We start from the raw sequence: 18,687 nt of genomic DNA on the forward strand, positions 1-18,687 counted from the left end.
CCGAACAGCGGGTTGTAGGTCTGCGAGCCGAGCCCGAACTCCGGTACGTTGGTCTTGCCGATGACGATCGCACCGCTGCTCTTCACCCGCTCGACGACGATGGCGTCGTGCTCCGGCACCTGCCCGGCGAACAGCGGCGAACCCAGGGTGGTAGGAATGCCGGAGGTGGCGGCGAGGTCCTTGATCGCCTGCGGCATGCCGTGCATCCAGCCCAGCCATTCGCCGCGCGCCAGTTGCCGGTCGCGCTCGTCGGCCTGGGCGAGCAGGCGGCTTTCCGCCTGCAGCGAGACGATGGCGTTGACCCGCGGGTTGAACCGTTCGATCTGCGCCAGGTAGGCCTGCATGACCTCGCGGCAGGACAGTTCGCGTCGGCGGATCGCCGCGGACAGCGGCAGCGCGTCAAGCGCGACGATTTCCTCGTGGCCGTCGCTTCGATGGCGGGTGGCGCTCATTCACAGACTCCTTGCCGGCTTGCCCAGGGCCGGTTCACGGGGGCGCGGGGCGGGCGTCGCGCCCTCCCGCAGATAGAGGGTGGCGAGCAGCCCGAGGAAGGCCGCGCCGAGCACGTAGAACGCCGGCGCCACTGGCGAGCCGCCGACCTCGGTGAGCCAGGTGACGATGAACGGAGCGAAACCGCCGAACAGCATCACCGCCAGGTTATACGCCACCGCCAGGCCGGTGGAACGCACCCGCACCGGAAACTGCTCGGCCACCGCGGTCGGCGCCGGGCCGAAGAAGCCGCCGATCGCCGTGCACAGCAACAGTTGCATCAGCAGCAGGCGCCCCAGGCTCGGCGCCGCGGCGACCCAGGCGAACAGCGGATAGACCATGAGCATGAAGGCCAGGGTCGCGACCAGCAGCACCGGGCGCCGCCCGACCCGGTCGGAGAGTCCCCCAGCCAACGGGATCACCAGGGTCATCAGCGCCACCGCAGCCATCTGCACCATGAACACCTCGTCCAGCGGCAGGCCCAACTGCTTGTGGGCGAAGGTCGGCATATTCACCAGCACCACGTAGAAGGACACCGTGCCGATCACCGTCAGGCCCATGCTCACCAGCACGCTGCGCCGGTATTCGCGCAGCACGCCGAGCAGCCCCTGGCGCTCGCCGGGCTCCCGGATGGCTTCGAGGAAGGCCTCGGTCTCGCCCATGTAGCGGCGGATCCACAATCCCACCGGACCGATCAGCAGACCGAACAGGAACGGCACCCGCCAGCCCCAGCTCTCCAGGGACTCGGCGTCCAGGCAATGGGTGACCAGCGCGCCCATCCCCGCACCGGCGAACACCGCCAGGCACTGGCCGAACAATTGCCAGGAACCGTAGAGACCGCGCCGGTGCGGCGGCGCGCTTTCCACCAGGAAAGCCGTGGCGCTGGCGTACTCGCCGCCGGTGGCGAAACCCTGCAGCATTCGCGCGATCACGATCAGCAACGGTGCGCCGACGCCGATCGCCGCGTAGGTCGGGGCGAAGGCGATCATCGCGATGGACAGCGTCATCAGCAGGATGATCAGTTGCATCGCCGCCTTGCGTCCCCTGCGGTCGGCATACAGGCCGAGCAGGACCCCACCGACCGGACGCATGAAGAAACCGACACCGAAGGTGGCCAGGGCCATCAACAGCGAGGTGTACTCGTCGCCGGAAGGGAAGAACAGCCTGGCGATCAGGCTGGAAAGGAAGCCGTAGACGATGAAGTCGTACCACTCCAGGGCGTTGCCGATCACGGCAGCCGCCACCTGGCGGGTACGCGAGGTACCGCTCGGGCAAGCGTGCATGGGAATCTCCTGGTAACCGGGGGAATGCCGGCGCGGCTCAGGCCGCGCCGTTATTGGCGGCAGTCAGTCGAAGGCCGGACGCCGCGGGGGCGGCCAGCCAGGTCTCGGCGAGCGCGCCCCAATAGGCCGCGCCCCGGACCAGGATGTCGTCGTTGAAGTCATAGGCCGGGTTGTGCACCATCGGCCGTCCTCTGCCGTTGCCGATGAACAGGTAGCTGCCGGGGCAGCGCTGTAGCATCCAGGCGAAGTCCTCGCTGCCCATCAGCTTCGGCGTGTCGCCGTCGACCTGCTCCGCGCCGGCCAGCTCGACCCCGACCTGGCGGGCGAACTCGGTTTCCTCGACGCTGTTGACCAGCACCGGATAGGCCGGGTAGTGCTCGATGCTGGCCTGGCACCCATAGCTGGCGGCCTGCAACTCGATGATCTGGCGAACCCGCTGCAGCACCTGCTCGCGCACCTGGCCGTCGAGCGCCCGCAGGCTCAGGCGCAGCACGGCGCGCTGGGGTATGACGTTGGCCGCCTCGCCGGCCTGCAATGCGCCGACCGTGACCACCGCGGCCTTCTGCGGATCGACGTTGCGCGCCACCACGCTCTGCAGGGCCATCACCGCGCTCGACGCGGCGAGCAACGGATCGACGCTCAGGTGCGGCATCGAACCGTGTCCACCGACGCCCTCCAGGGTGACGCTCAGCAGGTCCTGGGAAGCCATCATCGGTCCCGCGCGGAAGCCCAGGTGCCCGGCCTCCAGTCCCGGCATGTTGTGCATGCCGAACAGCGCATCGCAGGGAAAGCGCTCCAGCAGCCCATCGGCGAGCATCGCCTCGGCGCCGCCCTGGCCTTCCTCGGCGGGCTGGAAGATCAGTACCAGGGTGCCGTCGAAACGCCGCGTCGCCGCCAGGTAGCGTGCCGCGCCGAGCAGCATCGCGGTGTGTCCGTCGTGGCCGCAGGCGTGCATGCGCCCGCCGTGGCAGCTGCTGTAGCCGAGCCCCGTGGCCTCGACGATCGGCAGCGCATCCATGTCCGCCCGCAGGCCGAGCCGCCGCGTACCGTCGCCCTGGCGGAGGACGCCGACCACGCCGGTGCGGCCGATCCCTTCGTGCACTTCGTAGCCCCAGCCGCGCAGGCATTCGGCGACCAGCGCGGCGGTGCGTCGCTCCTCGAAGCCCAGTTCGGGATGGGCGTGGATGTCCTGGCGCAGGCTACGCAGGTCGTCGGCGACCTCCTCGAGCCAGGCCACGATGTGTCGATGTCGAGCCATGCCGTCTCTCCTCTGGCCGGATTGCGCTCCGGTCTTGTTGGCGGGAGGCCCGGACGCAAGGCCGGCCGGGCGTGGTCACAGCTAAGCGCGGCACGCGGCGAAGGACAACGGAAGGCGGTTCCACTGGGTGGAACCCAAGGCCCGCGCCGCCCTCCGCCGGTACGTCAGAACTGTTCCGGCGGCACTTCGCGGAAGTTCAGCACGGCGAACACCGGTACCTCGGGAGTGATCGAGGGAATATTGGCCATCTCCTTCAAGGGCTTGAGCTTCTCTTCCAGGTCGAAGTCGAGCAGCTTCAGCAGCACCGGCTCCAGGGTCGCCACCTGGACCAGCCCTTCGCCCTGGCGGGTGACCAGCACGTCGGCCTTCAGGCGGCGCTGCTGGCCGTGCAGGTCGAGGGTGAAGTCGAGCTTCTCGACCCGCGACTGGCCGACCCGCAGGTCGTCGAAGCCGGCCATGTCCAGGCGGCTCTCCACGGTGGCCTCGGGGAAGCGCGAGGTTTCGAAGAAGTTGTCCTTCATTCGCTCGTCGCGCAGGGCCAGGCCGCTGTCCAGGGTGCCCAGCGGCACCACGATGCGCGCGACGCCCTGCTTGTCGATCTGGCCGCTGAGACGATCGAAGCGCTGCACCTCGGCCATCTTCGCGCGTTTCACGGAAACGAAGCTGATCCGCGAGTAATCCGGCTCCAGTTGCCATTCCGCCGCCGACAGCAGAGGGCTGAGGAGCAACAACAGGACACACAATACAACAGGCATTCCACCTCCGGCTTCGGGCCGGCGCCGTCCCTCGCCCCGCGCCCCGACATGCGCCGCCGGTCAGTCCGGCAGCCTGTCCGCCTCGGGCATGAGCCGGCATCCCTCGCGCGGGCCCAGCCAGGCGGCCGTCTGCGTACTGCCGAGGCCGCGGGCGGTCACCCGGCGGCGGGCTTCGTCGTCGAAGAAGCCGCTGATCGGCACGTACTGTTGGGTATAGGCCCGGCAATAGTCCGCGGAGTTCCCCATCACGTAGCGGCAGGAGCAGTACTCCTTGGCCGTGTAGGCGCCGATGATGGCGGGAAAGGCCGCCAGGTGGATGCGGTTCTGCCAGGCCCACGCGAGGGCAGCGAGCAGCCCCAGGACGAACAGGAAGAGCAAGGGATGGCGACGGATCATGGCCGCGCCTCCCCGGCGAACGCCGCCTGTGCCAGGCGCAGGAATTCGTTGTGGCGGAAACGCCCGTCGCGGTCGTCGGCGTAGCGCACGATCACCAGCTTCTCCTCGGGCAGCACGTAGAGCGCCTGGCCCCAGTGGCCGAGCGCGGCGAAGGCGGTCTCGGCGACGTCCGGCCAGGGCGCCGGCGCGCCTTTCACCGCACGGTTCAACCACCACTGGCCGCCCGGCACCGCCTCGCCCTCCTCTTCCGCGCTCGGCCGGTAGCGGGCGAAGGGCGTCAGGTTGAACTCGACCCATGCCAGCGGCAGCAGTTGCCGCTCGCGCCAGCGCCCGTGGCGCTGCATCAGCAGGCCGACGCGCGCCAGGTCGCGGGCGCTCATGTAGACGTACGACGAGCCGACGAACGTGCCGGCGGCGTCTCGCTCCCATACCGCCGAACGGATGCCCAGCGGCTCGAACAGCGCGCGCCAGGGGTACTCGGCATAGTCCGCGCCGAGCATGCCGTGGAGGGCCGCCGCCAGCACGTTGCTGTCGCCGCTGGAGTAGCGGAAACGCCGGCCCGGCGGCCGGGCCTGCGGGGTTTCGGCGACGAAGCCGGCCATGTCGTCACGCCCACGGGTGTAGAGCATCGCCACCACGGAGGATTTCAATGGCGCGAACTCGTAGTCCTCCTGCCAGTCCAGCCCGGAAGACCAGTTCAGCAGGTGGCGCAACGTCACCTCGGGATGACGGGCGAACGGCGGGTAGTAGCGCGCCACCGGGTCGTCGAGCTGGAAGCGCCCTTCGCCCTCGGCGACGCCAAGCAGCGTGGCGAGCAGGCTCTTGCTCACCGACCAGGTAAGGTGCGGGGTCTCTGCACGGCTCGGGCCGGCGTAGCGCTCATAGACCAGACGACCGTCGCGGATCACCACTACCGCGTCGGTGCGGATGCCTTTGCGACGAACATCGTCGCGACGACCGAAGGCATAGCGCTCGAATGCCTCCAGCGCCGGCCCCGCGGGCTGTTGGGCACGGGGCCAGTCGGTGTCGGGCCAGTCTTCGGCCAGGGCAGGGAGGGCGAATACCAGGGCCAGCGCGGCGAGGGCGCGGCGGGACAACGGCAAAGCGGGCATCGGCGGGCCCTCTCGACGGTCGAGGGGCAACCCTAGCATGGCCTCGATGACGCCAGGAAGCGCGGACTCAGCCTGGCATGCGGTAGTCGTCCGGGCCGAGCAGGTCGATGCCGCACTCGAGGTTCTCGATCCAGTAGAGGAAGGCGCTGATCATTTCCTTGCCGACGAAGGGCCGCCCGTGTTGCGGCACGATCATCTCCACATCCATGTCCCGGACCATCCGCGCCCACAGGCGGCAGATCTTGTTCGCCGCCATGTAGCGGCGATGGAATCCGTCCATGTACTGGATATGCGCGGCGAAATCGCTGACCGGCGCCGCGTCGTCCACCAGCGAGGCGCCCATATCGCCCGAGAAAAGGATCTTGCTCACCGGGTCGTAGAGCTGGAAGTTGCCCACCGAATGCAGGAAATGCGCGGGGATCGCCTTCAACGAGCAGTCGCCGAGAGCGATCGCCTGGCCGCGGTCGGGCAACGGCATGACCCGGTCGTAGGTGTTGATGCCATGGCTGACCGCCAGGTAGTTGGCCGTCAGGTGCGGCAGGAAGCGCGCCCACAGCTTGGAGCAGATCACCCGGGCGCGGGTGTGCAGCAGCCACTTGTCGAGGGCGGCGATGATGTCCGGGTCCTGGTGCGAAGCGAAGATGTAGTCCAGCTCCTGCAGCGGAAAGCGTTTCGACAATTCCAGCGAGAGCGGCGTGTAGGTCAGGTCGCCGCCGGGATCGAGCAGCAGGTACTGGCCGTTGTCGACGATCAGGAACTGGTTGGACTGGACCCCTTCGCCGCTGACGAGGTCATCGAAACACAGGCACTGGTGGCTGCCGTTGTCGAACAGCACGATCGGTTCGCGTCGCATGGTCGGTGAAATCTACTCTGTGCAGGCGCCGAGGAGCATTCCTCGCCGGATGCTGCGCAGGGTAAGCGCCTGCGGCGCGGCGCCTCACTGACCTGGGTCAAGCCCGAGGCGGGTCAAGGCCTTCTCCAGGCGAACTTTGCGGGCCCCGTTGGCAATCGCCAGCAAGCCTCGATCGCGTTGCCACAATGCCTCCCAGGTCGAGGCGTTGGCGGCGAAGGCGGCATCCAGTTGCCCCTCCAGCGCCGAGAACTGTTCGAACAGCCCAGCCAGTACCGCCTGGGTGCCGACGCAGGCGACCGGATGCCGCGCGACCTCGGCGCAGCCGCCGAGGATGCCGGCCAGGCGCAGCAGCAGCGGCGAGGGCCAGCCGCATTCATGGCCGACCCCATAGAGCCAGCCGACCAGCGCCGCCAGCACATGGACATCCTCCAGCAGGCGGAACGGCCTGACGTAGTCGTCCCAACCATCGCCGGGCAGGCGCTCGCAATGGGCACCGTCGAGCAACAGGCGGGAATGCGGCACATCCGGCATCAGCGGCAGCGCCGGCAACGCCTCCAGGCGCGCCCCCGGGGCGCCGGCCAGGACCACCGTCATCGACAGTCGCGGCGGCTGCCCCGGTGCCTCGTCGCGGGCGGCCACCAGCCACCAGGAGGCGCTGTCGCCAGCGGTGACGAAATCCTTTTGTCCATGCAGGACCAGCCCCTCCAGGCGGGTCTGCAGGTCCGCCGGGCGCACGCTGCGCTTCTCGGTCACGCACAGCGCGCCGAGACCTTCCGGCGCCGCCGGCCAGAGCGCGCGCAGGGCCGCCTGGTAGCCGGCGAGGAAGGCCAGGCCCGGACTCGCGGCCAATCGTCCGCCGAGCACCGCCCGCTCCAGGGTGCCAAGACCGTCGGCGCGCGCCAGGGCGGCGGCGTGCCAGTCTTCCAGGGAGCCTTCGGTGGGCAGGCGGTCGAGCGGGCCGAGCAAGCGTTGCCAGGACATGGCGGACTCCAGTGTGGAATGTGTCGGAACCGGCATCCTGCCGAGGGTGCCAGCGTTGAACAACGGCGCGTTACATCCGGCGACAATGTCATACAAGCATCACGCCCCTGTCACAGGGGTGACACCGCGCCTTCCTAGCCTGAGCTTGCACAACAAAGCCGAGCGGCCGCAACCCGCGGCGCCGGCCCAAGGAGGCCCAGGCATGACCCAGACCGCCATTACCCGCGAACCCGTCGCCGGACGCCGCCTGAAGGCCGAGCGCCTGAACGGCGCCCGCGCCCTGCGCGAGGCCCAGGCCCTGCGCTACCGCGTATTCAGCGCCGAGTTCGACGCCAAGCTCGAAGGCGCCGAAGACGGCCTCGACCGCGACGACTACGACCGTCACTGCGCGCACATCGGCGTCCGCGACCTCGACAGCGGCGCCCTGGTGGCCACCACCCGGCTGCTCGACCATCGCGCCGCCGAACGCCTCGGGCGCTTCTACAGCGAAGAGGAGTTCCACCTCTCCGGCCTCGACGCCCTGCACGGCCCGGTCCTGGAGATCGGCCGCACCTGCGTCGCTCCCGAATACCGCAACGGCGCCACCATCGCGGTACTCTGGGGCGAACTCGCCGAGGTCCTCAACGAGGGCGGCTACCGCTACCTGATGGGCTGCGCCAGCATTCCCATGCGCGACGGCGGTATGCAGGCCAAGGCGGTGATGCAGCGGCTGCGCGAACGCTACCTGTGCACCGACTACCTGCAGGCCGAGCCGAAGAACCCGCTGCCGCCGCTGGACGTCCCGGAAAACCTCACCGCCGAGCTGCCGCCGCTGCTCAAGGCCTACATGCGCCTGGGCGCCAAGATCTGCGGCGAGCCTTGCTGGGACCCGGATTTCCAGGTCGCCGACGTGTTCATCCTGCTCAAGCGCGACGAACTCTGCCCGCGCTACGCCCGCCACTTCAAGGCAGCGGTCTGATGGCGCGGCTGCGCCTGCTGCTGCGCAGCGCACGCCTGCTCGGGCTGGTCGCGCTCGGACTGGGCCTGGCCGCTTGGGTCAGCCTGCGCGAGCGGCTGCCCGGCGCCGACGTCACGCCGCTGCGCCAGCGCCTGACCCGCTGGTGGCTGGCGCGCCTCTGCGCGGCCCTGCCCTTCGAGGTCAGGGTCAGCGGCGAAGCGCCCCGGCAACCCATGCTGTGGGTAGCCAACCATGTGTCCTGGACCGATATCCCGCTGCTCGGCGCCCTGGCGCCGCTGACCTTCCTGTCCAAGGCCGAGGTGCGTGCCTGGCCGCTGGCCGGCTGGCTGGCGGAAAAGGCCGGCACCCTGTTCATCCGCCGCGGCTCGGGCGACAGCCGGCTGATCAACCAGCGCTTGGCCGAACAACTGCACCGTGGGCGCAACCTGCTGATCTTCCCGGAAGGCACCACCACCAACGGCGAAAGCCTGCGCACCTTCCACGGTCGCCTGATGGCCAGCGCCCTGGAAGCCGGCGTGGCGGTGCAGCCGGTGGCGATCAGCTACCGCCGCGACGGCGTGCCTGATGCGCAGGCGCCGTTCATCGGCGACGACGACTTGCTCAGCCACCTCGGCCGCCTGCTGCGCGGCGAGCGCGGCAGCGTGCATATCCAGCTGCTGGAACCAATCCCCAGCCAGGGCCTGGACCGCGCCGAACTGGCCCGCCAGGCCCAGCAGGCGGTGCGCCTGGCGCTGTTCGGCACTGCCGCCACTACGCAAACCCGGCGCGCCGCCTAGTCGCGCTTGGGCGGCACCGCCAGCACGTCGCACGGTAGGTCGCCGAGGGCCGCCTCGGCCACGCTGCCGATCAGCGCGCGGCGGAAGCCGGTCAGGCCCTGGGTGCCGAGCACCGTCAACTGCGGCGCCTGGCGGCGTACCTCGGTCATGATCACGTTGATCGGCAAGCCTTCGCCGACGCGCAACTGGATGTCCTCGCGGCCCAGCCCCAGGCCGGCGACGTAGTCGCGCAGCTCGACGTTGGCCTTGAGTTCCTCCTGGTCGACGTAATGCTCGACGCGGTCTTCCTTGATCCCCGAATAACGCATCATGCCTTTGGCGAACGGCTCGAAGGCATGCAGCGCGGTGAGGCTGGCGGCGTCGAGGAAGCCGAGCTGGCCGGCCATCTGCACCGCGCGCGTCGAGGTCGGCGAGAAGTCCAGCGCCAGCAGCACCCGGCGGTACTCCTCTTCCGGCGCACCGGCCGCGCGCAGCACCGGGATCTTCGCATTGCGTACCACCCGCTCCAGGGTGGTGCCGATGAACAGGTCGCGCAGCGGCGTGTGCCGGTGCGCGCCCATCACCAGCAGGTCGGCGCCGATCTCCTCGGCCACCGCGTTGATCACCACCACCGGATCGCCGACCCGCACGATCGCCTTGGACTCGACGCCGAGGCGCTCCTTCAGGGCCTGTCCGTTCACTTCCAGCAGGTTGGCGATGGCCAGCCGTTGCGGCGCGATCAGCACCGGCGGCTGGTCGTCGTCGAGCACGTTCAGCACGGTCAGTTCGGCATTCCTCGCCTTGGCCAGCGCCGCGGCGCGCATGACCGCCAGCTCGGAACGCGAGGACAGGTCGGTCGCCACCAGGATTCGTTTCATCTTCCACCTCCATTGGCAGAGCGTTGAACGTCGGCCCCATTGAACGATCGACGCGACCGCTGCCGGTTGATGTGCATCAAGCGGATGCTTCGGACTGAAACAATTGATAGGTGATTCCGCCGGCCGGGCCAATGGCCGCTGCGCCAGGCTCAGCGCTGGCTCAGGGCGAAAGCCTGGAGTTGCGGGTAGAAGGCGCGGAAATCCGCGCTCAGGTCATCGTAGCGCTGGGCCAGTTCTTCCCAGGAGCCGTCCAGCAGGTGCGGTCGCGACAGCCTCCGCGACATACCGCCCAGCACTTCGCGCAAGACCGCGAACTCGCGGTAGCTGCCCAACCAGTCCTGGGCCGCCATCCGCGGCGCGATGCGCGCCAGGCGCTCCGGCAGCGGCGAGGCGGTGCGCAGGGTGCCGTAGACCCGCTCGACGAACTGCGGCAGCGGTTCGTCGGCGTAGTCGTTCCAGTCGCGCGCCAGGCAGTGGTCGAAGAACACGTCCAGCAGGACGCCGGCGAAACGCCGGCGCTCCAGCGGGAAGCGCCGCTTGGCCGCATGCACCAGTGGATGGCTGTCGGTGAAGGCGTCGATGCGCCGGTGCAACTGGATGGCCCGCTCGATCTCGTCCGGCCATTGTCCCTGCAGGCGGCCCTTGACGAAGTCGCCGTACAGGCTGCCGAGCAGTTGGGCCGGTTGCGGGCCGCCGAGGTGGAGATGCGCGAGGTAGTTCATGCGGGCTAGCTTACCCCAGGGACGGAACCGTCGTTTCGATCATCGTCATCAGCCCTGTCGATAGCGACTATCGTCGCAATCGATCCCCATATCGTCCCACACCGATATATAGTTCGTCCCAACCCGATATGGACGGCCAACGGACCACCGCCATGCCACTGGACATCGACGAAATCATCAAGGCTCTCTCCCACCCGGTGCGACGCGACATGCTGCGCTGGCTGAAGGAACCGGAGAAGTACTTCGTCGAGCAGGACCACCCGTTCGAGATCGGCGTCTGCGCCGGCAAGTTCGACCAGCGTACCGGTCTCTCCCAGTCCACCGTATCGGTACACCTCGCCACCCTGCAACGCGCCGGTCTGGTGACCAGCCGCCGGGTCGGCCAGTGGAACTTCTTCAAGCGCAACGAGGAGACCATCCAGGCCTTCCTCGACCAACTCGGCGACGAGCTGTAAGCAGCACTCGCTTCCACCCCACCACCTCGCAGTCCAGGAGCTCGACCGATGCCGGCGTCTCTTCTCGTCCTCGCTTTATCCGCCTTTGCCATCGGTACCACCGAATTCGTCATCATGGGCCTGCTGCCGCAGGTCGCCGGCGACCTGCGGGTATCCATTCCCAGCGCCGGCTGGCTGATCAGCGGCTACGCCTTCGCCGTGGCCTTCGGCGCCCCGTTGATGGCCATGGCCACCGCCCGCCTGGAACGCAAGAAAGCCCTGCTCGCGCTGATGGGCATCTTCATCGTCGGCAACCTGCTCTGCGCGGTGGCCGCCAACTACGGCCTGCTGATGCTGGCGCGGATCGTCACCGCGCTCTGCCATGGCGCCTTCTTCGGCATCGGCTCGGTGGTCGCCGCCAGCCTGGTGGCGCCGAACCGCCGCGCTTCCGCCGTGGCCCTGATGTTCACCGGCCTGACCCTGGCCAACGTGCTCGGCGTGCCGCTGGGTACCGCGCTCGGCCAGGAAGCCGGCTGGCGCGCGACCTTCTGGGTGGTGACCCTGATCGGCGTGGTCGCCTTCGTCGGCCTGGCCAGGGTGCTGCCAAACGACCGCGAGGAAGAGAAGGTCGACCTGCGCCAGGAAATGTCCGCGCTGAAGAACCCGTCGCTGTGGCTGGCCCTGGGCACCACCGTGCTGTTCGCCGCCTCGATGTTCGCCCTGTTCACCTACGTCGCGCCGCTGCTCGGCGAAGTCACCGGGGTCAGCCCGCGCGGCGTGACCTGGACCCTGCTGCTGATCGGCGTCGGCCTGACCGTCGGCAACGTGATCGGCGGCCGCCTCGCCGACTGGCGCCTGGGCACCACCATGGCCGCGGTGTTCGCCGCCATGGCGCTGGTCTCGGCGCTGTTCAGCTGGACCAGCCAGGCCCTGCTGCCGGCGGAAATCACCCTGTTCTTCTGGGCCGCCGCCGCCTTCGCCGCGGTGCCCGCGCTGCAGGTCAACGTGGTCCGCGTCGGGCATGCCGCGCCGAACCTGGTGGCGACCCTGAACATCGGCGCCTTCAACGTCGGCAACGCGCTCGGCGCCTGGGTCGGCGGCAGCGTCATCGACCACGGCCTGGGCCTGACCCGCGTGCCGCTGGCCGCCGCCGCGCTGGCCGCGCTGGCGCTACTGGCCACCCTGATCGCCTTTTCCGGAAACGGCCGCGCCCAGGCGCAGCCGGTCCTCGATTGATCCCCTGTCCGTCTATTCCCTAGTGGAGGATGTTCCATGGCTACTCTGTTCGATCCCATCGTGCTCGGCGACCTCGAGCTGCCCAACCGCATCGTCATGGCGCCGCTGACCCGCTGCCGCGCCGATGAAGGCCGCGTGCCCAACGCCCTGATGGCCGAGTACTACGCCCAGCGCGCCGATGCAGGCCTGATCCTCAGCGAGGCCACCGCGGTCACGCCGATGGGCGTGGGCTACCCCGACACCCCCGGCATCTGGTCCGATGACCAGGTCCGTGGCTGGAGCAACGTGACCAAGGCGGTGCACGCCGCCGGCGGGCGCATCTTCCTGCAACTCTGGCACGTCGGGCGGATTTCCGATCCGCTCTACCTGAATGGCGAGCTGCCGGTGGCGCCGAGCGCCATCGCCGCCGAGGGGCACGTCAGCCTGGTGCGCCCGAAGCGTCCCTACGTCACCCCGCGCGCGCTGGACACCGAGGAGATCGCCGACATCGTCGAGGCCTACCGCCAGGGCGCCGAGCGGGCCAAGGCCGCCGGCTTCGACGGCGTGGAGATCCACGGCGCCAACGGCTACCTGCTCGACCAGTTCCTCCAGGACAGCACCAACAAGCGCACCGACCGCTACGGCGGCTCCATCGAGAACCGCGCGCGCCTGCTGCTGGAAGTCACCGACGCAGCGATCTCCGTATGGGGCGCCCAGCGCGTCGGCGTACACCTGGCGCCGCGTGCCGACTCCCACGACATGGGCGATTCCAACCGCCTGGAAACCTTCAGCCATGTCGCCCGTGAGCTGGGCAAGCGCGGCATCGCCTTCATCTGCGCCCGCGAAGCGCAGGCCGACGACAGCATCGGCGTAGCCCTGAAGAAAGCCTTCGGCGGACCCTACATCGCCAACGAGAAGTTCACCCTCGACAGCGCCAACGCCATCCTGGCCAAGGGCGACGCCGATGCGGTGGCCTTCGGCGTCCCCTTCATCGCCAACCCGGACCTGGTCGAACGCCTGCGCCAGGGCGCCGAACTGAACCCGCCGCGCCCGGAGACCTTCTATACCGGCGGCACCGAAGGCTACCTGGACTATCCGACCCTGGCCTGATCGCGCCAGCCAGGACAGAGCCCGCCACGCTTGCCGTGGCGGGCTCTGTGCTTTGCCCGTCTAGCGCAGGCGGAAATACGGCTCCGGCTCCGCGCACGGATCGCGCTGGGCGCAGCCCTTGCAACCGCCGCCGCAACCGCCCGAGCTTTGCGCAGCCACCCGCTCGACCTTGCCGAGCGCGATCAGCCGCTCCAGGATCGCCTCCACCAGCGCCGGCGGCGCGTCCACCTGGCGGCTGAGCTGTTTCAGCCCACGCGCCTGGCCGTCTTCCAGGGCGGCGCGGATCTGCATGAGTGTCGCCATCAGTGACATCCTCCCTGCCCGCTCGGGGCATCGGCCATTCGGCCTGGCAGTTGCAGTACCTGCTCACGGCCGAACAGACGCAGGCAGGTCATCAGGATCAGGTTGAAGAGCAGCACCACGGCGATGGTCAGGACGCTACGCTCGGGGTGCGCGGCGAAGGTGGCGACCTGGTAGCAGAGGGTCGCCAGCGAGTAGGCGACGTTCAGCCCCCAGAGCACCGAGAAAGCCATCCAGCCCTTGCTGCTTTCCCGAGCGATCGCGCCCATGGCGGTCACGCAGGGCACGTAGAGCAGGACGAAGACCAGATAGCTGTAGGCCGCGATGGGGCTGCCGAACTTGCTCGCCATGGTGCCCATCGAGCCGGTCTCCATGTCGCCGTCGGCCATGCTCGCCTCCACCGGGTTGGCCAGCACGCTGAGGCTGAAGGTATCGACCAGGCCGTCCCAGGTTTCGACCAGGGCGTCGCGCAGTTGCCCGGGCAGGTCGTAGCCTTCGTAGTCGAAGGCCTCGCCCTGGATCTGCTCGGCGGTGTAGAGGGTGTTCAGGGTGCCGACCACCACTTCCTTGGCCATCGCCCCGGTGACCAGGCCGACGGTGGCCTGCCAGTTGTCCGGCTGCACCCCGAGCGGCGCCAGCAGCGGAGTGAGACGCTGGCTGACGCTGGCCAGCGCGGAATGGCCGATGTCGCCCTGCACCGGCTTGCCGTCGAGGGTGATGCTGTTCAGGCCGCCGATCACCAGGCTGACCAGGATGATCACCTTGCCGGCCCGCACCACGAAGCCGCGCAGGCGCGACCAGGTCTGCAGCAGCAGGCTCTTAAGGTGTGGCACATGGTACAGCGGCAGTTCCATGACGAACGGCGAGGCCTCGCCGCGCATCAAAGTGTGCTTGAGCAACAGCCCGGTGAGGATCGCCACGACGATGCCGAGCAGGTACAGGGAGAAGATCACCAGCGCGCCGCCCTGGCCGAAGAAGGCCCCGGCGAATACGGCGAAAATCGCCAGGCGCGCGCCGCAGGACATGAACGGCGCCATCATGATGGTAATCAGCCGCTCGCGCTGCGCGTCCAGGGTCCGCGCGCCCATGATCGACGGTACGTTGCAGCCGAAACCGACGATCAGCGGCACGAACGACTTGCCCGGCAGGCCCAGCGCCTGCATCAGGCGGTCCATGACGAAGGCCGCGCGTGCCATGTAGCCGGAATCCTCGAGCAGCGAGAGGAACAGGTACATCAAGCCGATCTGCGGCACCAGCGGCAACACCGTGTTGACCCCGCCACCGATGCCCTGGGCGAGGAACACCGTGAGCCAATCGGGCAGGCCGAAGCGGATACCCAGCCACTGGATGCCGTCGATGAAGATCGCCGACGAGCCCTTGTCGAAGATCGGCTGTAGCGCCCCGCCGATGTTGATGGCGAAGAAGAACATCAGGTACATCACCAGCAGGAAGATCGGCAGACCCAGCCAGCGATTCAGGACGACCCGGTCGAGCCATTGGGTCAGCCGGTGCGGCTGAGCCTGCTGGTGGTCGCAGACCGCCGCACAGATCTCGCCGATCAGTCGGTAGCGCGCATCGACGATCGCCAGCTCGGGCTCCTCGCCGCAGCCCTGGCGCGCCTGTTCCAGGGTGGCGGGTGGCAAGCCCAGCGCCGGGCCGTTGAAGATGTCGCCTTCCAGCGCCTGTAACGCCAGCCAGCGCGGCTCGATGGCCGAGGCCGCCGGAGCGCGCGTTTCCAGGAGGTAGCTGACCTGCGCCTGGATGGCCGGCGGGTAGTCCACCGCCAGCGCCGCCTGCGGGACCTGCAACTCGTCGATGGCCGCCTTCAGCTCGTCGATGCCATCGGCGCGGGTAGACACCAGCGGCACCACCGGGCAACCGAGACGCCGCGCCAGACCGTCGATATCGATGCGGATACGCTGGCTACGGGCGATGTCGAGCATGTTCAGCGCGACGATGCAGGGGATGCCCATCTCCCGCAGTTGCACCGTGAGGTACAGGTTGCGCTCCAGGTTCGCCGCATCCACCACGTTGACCAGCACGTCCACTTCGCCGCTGGCGATGTAGCGGCAGGCGATCTGCTCGTCCAGCGAGGCCTGGGCGGAAACGCTGGTCAACGAATAGGTGCCGGGCAGGTCGACCAGGCGTACCGCGTGACGGACGGTATGGAACGCACCCTCCTTGCGCTCCACGGTGACGCCGGCCCAGTTGCCGACCCGCTGGCGCGAGCCGGTGAGCTGGTTGAACAGGGTGGTCTTGCCGGAGTTGGGATTGCCGATCAGGCCGAGGGTCAATGCGGTCATGGGGATTCCGGGCGGGGTCAGTCGAGCGGGACGAGGGTCAGCAGGGCGAGGTCCTTGCGCCGCAGCGCCAGGCTGGTCTGGCGGGTCTCGACCTGGATCGGGTCGCCCAGCGGGGCGATGCGCACCACGCGCAGCGCCGCGCCGGGCAGAAGCCCCATGGAGAACAGGCGTTGGCGATAGCCGTTGCTGATGGCGGGGGAATAACCGGTGATGCGGTAGGAACGGGACGGTTGCAATGCGCTCATGGCGGATTCCAGGCAGAGGAAGGGACCAATGGCCTCCCTGGCCGGTGACCGAGAATCTAAACGACTCTCACTTAAGGCTCGCTTAAGGACGCAGTATCGGAGTGGAGGAGCAGCGGATTCGCTGATCCAGAGCAATGGAAGCGGGGATTTTCGCCGGGCGCGGCGAACTGTCGCCGCCAGCGCCCGGTGCGACGGGCGGCTGGCGGCGCAAGGGGTCAGCGGGTATTGAGCTGCTGCTGCAGGTTCTGCACCTGGGCCTGGAGGGTGTTGATGTTGCGCATCACCTGGGTGCGGAAGGCGTCGAACTCGGCGGTATTGCCGCCCTGGGCCGGGCGGTTGTCGAGCTGGCTGCGCAATACCAGCAGGTCATCCTGGATACCCTTGATCGTCTGGCTCGGGTTGCCCTGCTTCTTCAGCGCCGCGACATCGCCGCCGAGGGCCTTGAGTTGCTCGTTGGTCTTGCCCAGTTCGACCTGCAGGGCTTTCAGCTTCTCCTGTTCGGCGGCCAGTGTCTGCAGCTTGCCGTCCAGTTGCGCGACCAGTTGCGCCGCGCTTTCCTGCTGGGCCTTGAGATCGCTGGCCAGTTGGTCGAGGCGTTTGCCCTGGCCGCCGAACTGGTTGCTCACATCGGCCTGCTGGCGTTCCTGGCTGCCGAGTTTCTCCTGCAGTTGCTTGACCTGCAGGCGCAGAGCCTCGCGTTCGCTGGTGACGCTGGACTCGCTGGCGACCACCTTGCCGCGAATGTCGTCGAGGCGCCCGGCGGCTTCCTCGCTGATCCTTACGAAGCTTTCCTGGGTCGCCACCAACTGCTGTTCCATCAGGCTGATTTGCTGGTGGCTCCACCAACCCACCCCGGCGAGGGCGATCAGCATCGCCCCGAGCAGGGCCCAGAGCGGGCCGGTAGAGGCCGGACGGCGCTCCTTGGTGTCGACGACCCGGCGCTGCTCCGGTTCGTAGACGTGCCGCGGGTGGTGGCCGAATTCATCACGGTCGGCAGCATCGGTGGTCAGGCTGGGCACATCGTCGAGTTCGTCGAAAGCATCGTTACGCATGGTGAAAACCTGTGAAGGGGAACGGCATCCTGCCGGAGGCCTGGAGAAAGGGCCGAATGGCGCATTATATCGGTTCGGCCCCGCCCCTTCAGCGTCTGCTCGAAGCAAATTGCCGGACCGGGGCGCTCCACCGCGAAGCCGTGCGCCCCAAGACGGAGCGAACGTTGTCCGGCACAGACCGCCGCAGGCCGCCAGCGGTTCCCCGCCCCGCACGCCGGCGCTGGTCCGCGGCCCGCATGGCACGTCGCTTGCCTGGGCATTGCCGGGCAGATTCGAGAGCCGGAGGATGCATGGAGTTGAACAAATCCTTGCTGGATTGCATGCGCGCCGTGCGCCGACGCCTGCGCGAGGAACAGGCGCTGGATATCCACTTCCAGCAACGCGATGCGATCGCCGCGATGCAGGCGGCCTGCGCCCGCTCCGGCGATGCGACGACGCGGGAGCTGGGACAGCGCCTCGGCAGGCTCAGCGGGGTCGCGCTGCCGCCGGCGGAACCTTCCCTGTTGCCCGCGCAGGCGCCGAGCCGACAATACGCCGGCCCGTTGCGCGGCTGATCAGAGTCCCTGGGCGCGCCACCAGGCGCAGAACTCGTCGAGCGCGGTCCACAGGCTGACCCGCGGGTCGTAGTCGAGGTATTCGCGGGCGCGGTTGATGTCCAGGGTGAAGTTCTTCGCCATCACCGCCATGCCCAGGCGGAACAGCACCGGCTCCGGGCGCCCCGGCAGGATCCGGCAGACGCCTTCGTTGAGCGCCGCCAGGCCATAGCCGACGGCATACGGCAGGTGACCGCCGACCGGCGGCAGGTCGAGCTGGCGCATCACGTAGTTGACCGCATCCCAGAACGGTACCGGCTGCCCGTTGCTGATGTTGTAGACCTTGCCCAGCGCCGGCTCGCCGGCCAGCAGGCAACTGAACAGCGCGTCGTTGAGATTGTGCACGCTGGTGAAGTCGACCCGGTTCAGGCCGTTGCCGAGGATCCGCAGGCGTCCCTTGCGGTGGGCCTGGATCATTCGCGGGAAGATGCTGGTGTCGCCGGCGCCGACCACGAAGCGCGGACGCAGCGCCAACACTTCCAGGCCCAGGTCGCGAGCGCTGAGCACCAGTTGCTCGGCCTGGTACTTGGTCGCCCCGTAATGGTCGGAAAAACGCCGGGGTACGTACTCTTCGTTCAGGTCCAGGTGGTCGCGCCCGTCGAAATAGATCGACGGCGACGACAGATGCACCAGGCGCCGCACCTTTTGCCGCATGCAGGCCTCGACGACGCTCTCGGCAAGCCCGACGTTGGCCGCCAGGAAGCGTTCGCGCGGCCCCCAGACTCCGACCGCGCCGGCACAATGCACCACCGCCTCGACATCCTCGCAGAGGCGCAGGACCAGCGCCGGGTCGGCGAGGTCGCCGGGAACGAACTCGGCGCCCCGCGCCACCAGATGTTCCACCGCGTCCGCACGACGACCGCTGACCCGTACCGACAGGCCCTGCTCCAGGGCGAAGCGAGCGAAACGCCCGCCGATGAAGCCCGTCGCCCCCGTTACCAGAATCCGCATTGCGTTTCTCCCGTTGTTCTTCTTGTGCCGCGACTCTAGCAACC

21 protein-coding genes are annotated in these 18,687 nt (G+C 68.6%); 6 read left to right on the forward strand and 15 right to left on the reverse strand.

Going from position 1 to position 18,687, the window contains the following annotated elements; all coding sequences use genetic code 11:
- The 8 genes from HMPREF3014_RS22640 to HMPREF3014_RS22675 form a co-directional block, all read right to left on the reverse strand.
- Window positions 1–452: amidase family protein (locus tag HMPREF3014_RS22640; protein ID WP_256562444.1), on the reverse strand; the 452-nt coding region annotated here is incomplete at its 3' end.
- Window positions 453–1,772: a citrate-proton symporter gene (locus tag HMPREF3014_RS22645; protein ID WP_003101135.1), complete on the reverse strand. Its 1,320-nt coding sequence runs from the start codon at window positions 1,770–1,772 to the stop codon at window positions 453–455.
- 37 nt (window positions 1,773–1,809) lie between these two features.
- Entirely contained in the window at window positions 1,810–3,030 is a 1,221-nt protein-coding gene (locus tag HMPREF3014_RS22650; protein ID WP_003101134.1) for a M20 aminoacylase family protein, read from the reverse strand.
- Window positions 3,031–3,194: 164 nt separating this feature from the next.
- Window positions 3,195–3,785: a YceI family protein gene (locus HMPREF3014_RS22655; protein ID WP_003120867.1), complete on the reverse strand. Its 591-nt coding sequence runs from the start codon at window positions 3,783–3,785 to the stop codon at window positions 3,195–3,197.
- Between the two features lie 60 nt (window positions 3,786–3,845).
- Window positions 3,846–4,181, reverse strand: coding sequence for a hypothetical protein (locus HMPREF3014_RS22660; RefSeq protein ID WP_003093963.1), 336 nt, complete (start codon window positions 4,179–4,181; stop codon window positions 3,846–3,848).
- A complete protein-coding gene (locus HMPREF3014_RS22665; protein WP_003101127.1) occupies window positions 4,178–5,293 on the reverse strand; it encodes a serine hydrolase domain-containing protein in 1,116 nt (371 codons plus the stop codon). The genes HMPREF3014_RS22660 and HMPREF3014_RS22665 overlap by 4 nt, the downstream gene beginning before the upstream one ends.
- 67 nt (window positions 5,294–5,360) lie before the next feature.
- Complete coding sequence (locus HMPREF3014_RS22670; protein WP_003093967.1) at window positions 5,361–6,146, reverse strand: oxygen-binding di-iron domain-containing protein; 786 nt, start codon at window positions 6,144–6,146, stop codon at window positions 5,361–5,363.
- An 84-nt stretch (window positions 6,147–6,230) separates the two neighbouring features.
- Window positions 6,231–7,127, reverse strand: a complete 897-nt coding sequence (locus HMPREF3014_RS22675) for an acyl-CoA dehydrogenase middle domain-containing protein (protein WP_003093969.1) — start codon at window positions 7,125–7,127, stop codon at window positions 6,231–6,233.
- A gap of 202 nt (window positions 7,128–7,329) precedes the next feature.
- On the opposite strand from HMPREF3014_RS22675, the gene olsB reads away from it, so the two are divergent.
- Window positions 7,330–8,085, forward strand: a complete 756-nt coding sequence (gene olsB / locus HMPREF3014_RS22680) for an L-ornithine N(alpha)-acyltransferase (RefSeq protein WP_003093970.1) — start codon at window positions 7,330–7,332, stop codon at window positions 8,083–8,085.
- The gene (gene olsA / locus HMPREF3014_RS22685; protein WP_003103796.1) at window positions 8,085–8,861 is read left to right on the forward strand and encodes a lyso-ornithine lipid O-acyltransferase; all 777 of its coding nucleotides are present in this window, start codon (window positions 8,085–8,087) and stop codon (window positions 8,859–8,861) included. The genes olsB and olsA overlap by 1 nt, the downstream gene beginning before the upstream one ends.
- On the opposite strand, the gene HMPREF3014_RS22690 is transcribed toward olsA, so the two are convergent.
- Both HMPREF3014_RS22690 and HMPREF3014_RS22695 read right to left on the reverse strand, forming a co-directional pair.
- The gene (locus HMPREF3014_RS22690; protein ID WP_003093974.1) at window positions 8,858–9,718 is read right to left on the reverse strand and encodes a universal stress protein; all 861 of its coding nucleotides are present in this window, start codon (window positions 9,716–9,718) and stop codon (window positions 8,858–8,860) included. The genes olsA and HMPREF3014_RS22690 overlap by 4 nt on opposite strands.
- A gap of 149 nt (window positions 9,719–9,867) precedes the next feature.
- Window positions 9,868–10,440, reverse strand: coding sequence for an acyl carrier protein phosphodiesterase (locus HMPREF3014_RS22695; RefSeq protein WP_003093976.1), 573 nt, complete (start codon window positions 10,438–10,440; stop codon window positions 9,868–9,870).
- A gap of 152 nt (window positions 10,441–10,592) precedes the next feature.
- Between HMPREF3014_RS22695 and pyeR the strand changes: the two genes are divergently transcribed.
- From pyeR to HMPREF3014_RS22710, 3 genes are read left to right on the forward strand one after another with little or no spacing between them, the layout of a single operon-like run.
- Complete coding sequence (gene pyeR / locus HMPREF3014_RS22700) at window positions 10,593–10,895, forward strand: ArsR family transcriptional repressor PyeR (RefSeq protein ID WP_003093978.1); 303 nt, start codon at window positions 10,593–10,595, stop codon at window positions 10,893–10,895.
- Between the two features lie 48 nt (window positions 10,896–10,943).
- A complete protein-coding gene (locus HMPREF3014_RS22705; protein ID WP_003103801.1) occupies window positions 10,944–12,110 on the forward strand; it encodes an MFS transporter in 1,167 nt (388 codons plus the stop codon).
- Between the two features lie 36 nt (window positions 12,111–12,146).
- Window positions 12,147–13,199, forward strand: coding sequence for an alkene reductase (locus HMPREF3014_RS22710; RefSeq protein ID WP_003093980.1), 1,053 nt, complete (start codon window positions 12,147–12,149; stop codon window positions 13,197–13,199).
- A gap of 60 nt (window positions 13,200–13,259) precedes the next feature.
- Here HMPREF3014_RS22710 and HMPREF3014_RS22715 read toward each other — a convergent pair whose 3' ends face one another.
- The 4 genes from HMPREF3014_RS22715 to HMPREF3014_RS22730 all read right to left on the reverse strand — a co-directional run bounded on the left by HMPREF3014_RS22715 (window position 13,260) and on the right by HMPREF3014_RS22730 (window position 17,099).
- Window positions 13,260–13,502 (reverse strand): FeoC-like transcriptional regulator, encoded by a 243-nt coding sequence (locus HMPREF3014_RS22715; RefSeq protein ID WP_003093982.1) that lies wholly within the window; start codon window positions 13,500–13,502, stop codon window positions 13,260–13,262.
- Window positions 13,502–15,802: a Fe(2+) transporter permease subunit FeoB gene (feoB, locus tag HMPREF3014_RS22720; protein ID WP_012614517.1), complete on the reverse strand. Its 2,301-nt coding sequence runs from the start codon at window positions 15,800–15,802 to the stop codon at window positions 13,502–13,504. The genes HMPREF3014_RS22715 and feoB overlap by 1 nt, the downstream gene beginning before the upstream one ends.
- A 17-nt stretch (window positions 15,803–15,819) precedes the next feature.
- A complete protein-coding gene (feoA, locus tag HMPREF3014_RS22725) occupies window positions 15,820–16,047 on the reverse strand; it encodes a ferrous iron transporter A (protein WP_003103819.1) in 228 nt (75 codons plus the stop codon).
- 215 nt (window positions 16,048–16,262) lie between these two features.
- Window positions 16,263–17,099, reverse strand: a complete 837-nt coding sequence (locus HMPREF3014_RS22730; protein WP_003093989.1) for an ATPase — start codon at window positions 17,097–17,099, stop codon at window positions 16,263–16,265.
- A 290-nt stretch (window positions 17,100–17,389) separates the two neighbouring features.
- Between HMPREF3014_RS22730 and HMPREF3014_RS22735 the strand changes: the two genes are divergently transcribed.
- Window positions 17,390–17,653 (forward strand): hypothetical protein, encoded by a 264-nt coding sequence (locus HMPREF3014_RS22735; protein ID WP_003103821.1) that lies wholly within the window; start codon window positions 17,390–17,392, stop codon window positions 17,651–17,653.
- Here the strand turns inward: HMPREF3014_RS22735 and HMPREF3014_RS22740 are convergent, their stop codons facing one another.
- On the reverse strand, window positions 17,654–18,643 hold the full coding sequence (locus HMPREF3014_RS22740) for an NAD-dependent epimerase/dehydratase family protein (RefSeq protein WP_003103823.1): 990 nt from the start codon (window positions 18,641–18,643) through the stop codon (window positions 17,654–17,656).
- Between the last annotated feature and the right edge of the window lie 44 nt (window positions 18,644–18,687).

Origin of the sequence: Pseudomonas sp. HMSC065H01, from assembly GCF_001815235.1 — a bacterium.
Classification (GTDB): Bacteria; Pseudomonadota; Gammaproteobacteria; order Pseudomonadales; family Pseudomonadaceae; genus Pseudomonas; species Pseudomonas aeruginosa.

Bases quoted from the DNA above. Each gene is read 5' to 3' on its own strand.
- HMPREF3014_RS22670 (WP_003093967.1), bottom strand. From the start codon at position 6,146: ATGCGACGCGAACCGATCGTGCTGTTCGACAACGGCAGCCACCAGTGC.
- HMPREF3014_RS22730 (WP_003093989.1), bottom strand. From the start codon at position 17,099: ATGCGTAACGATGCTTTCGACGAACTCGACGATGTGCCCAGCCTGACC.
- HMPREF3014_RS22695 (WP_003093976.1), bottom strand. From the start codon at position 10,440: ATGAACTACCTCGCGCATCTCCACCTCGGCGGCCCGCAACCGGCCCAA.
- HMPREF3014_RS22675 (WP_003093969.1), bottom strand. From the start codon at position 7,127: ATGTCCTGGCAACGCTTGCTCGGCCCGCTCGACCGCCTGCCCACCGAA.
- HMPREF3014_RS22740 (WP_003103823.1), bottom strand. From the start codon at position 18,643: ATGCGGATTCTGGTAACGGGGGCGACGGGCTTCATCGGCGGGCGTTTC.
- HMPREF3014_RS22665 (WP_003101127.1), bottom strand. From the start codon at position 5,293: ATGCCCGCTTTGCCGTTGTCCCGCCGCGCCCTCGCCGCGCTGGCCCTG.
- HMPREF3014_RS22655 (WP_003120867.1), bottom strand. From the start codon at position 3,785: ATGCCTGTTGTATTGTGTGTCCTGTTGTTGCTCCTCAGCCCTCTGCTG.
- feoB (WP_012614517.1), bottom strand. From the start codon at position 15,802: ATGACCGCATTGACCCTCGGCCTGATCGGCAATCCCAACTCCGGCAAG.
- HMPREF3014_RS22650 (WP_003101134.1), bottom strand. From the start codon at position 3,030: ATGGCTCGACATCGACACATCGTGGCCTGGCTCGAGGAGGTCGCCGAC.
- olsB (WP_003093970.1), top strand. From the start codon at position 7,330: ATGACCCAGACCGCCATTACCCGCGAACCCGTCGCCGGACGCCGCCTG.
- HMPREF3014_RS22735 (WP_003103821.1), top strand. From the start codon at position 17,390: ATGGAGTTGAACAAATCCTTGCTGGATTGCATGCGCGCCGTGCGCCGA.
- HMPREF3014_RS22645 (WP_003101135.1), bottom strand. From the start codon at position 1,772: ATGCACGCTTGCCCGAGCGGTACCTCGCGTACCCGCCAGGTGGCGGCT.
- HMPREF3014_RS22710 (WP_003093980.1), top strand. From the start codon at position 12,147: ATGGCTACTCTGTTCGATCCCATCGTGCTCGGCGACCTCGAGCTGCCC.
- feoA (WP_003103819.1), bottom strand. From the start codon at position 16,047: ATGAGCGCATTGCAACCGTCCCGTTCCTACCGCATCACCGGTTATTCC.
- HMPREF3014_RS22705 (WP_003103801.1), top strand. From the start codon at position 10,944: ATGCCGGCGTCTCTTCTCGTCCTCGCTTTATCCGCCTTTGCCATCGGT.
- HMPREF3014_RS22660 (WP_003093963.1), bottom strand. From the start codon at position 4,181: ATGATCCGTCGCCATCCCTTGCTCTTCCTGTTCGTCCTGGGGCTGCTC.
- olsA (WP_003103796.1), top strand. From the start codon at position 8,085: ATGGCGCGGCTGCGCCTGCTGCTGCGCAGCGCACGCCTGCTCGGGCTG.
- HMPREF3014_RS22715 (WP_003093982.1), bottom strand. From the start codon at position 13,502: ATGGCGACACTCATGCAGATCCGCGCCGCCCTGGAAGACGGCCAGGCG.
- HMPREF3014_RS22690 (WP_003093974.1), bottom strand. From the start codon at position 9,718: ATGAAACGAATCCTGGTGGCGACCGACCTGTCCTCGCGTTCCGAGCTG.
- pyeR (WP_003093978.1), top strand. From the start codon at position 10,593: ATGCCACTGGACATCGACGAAATCATCAAGGCTCTCTCCCACCCGGTG.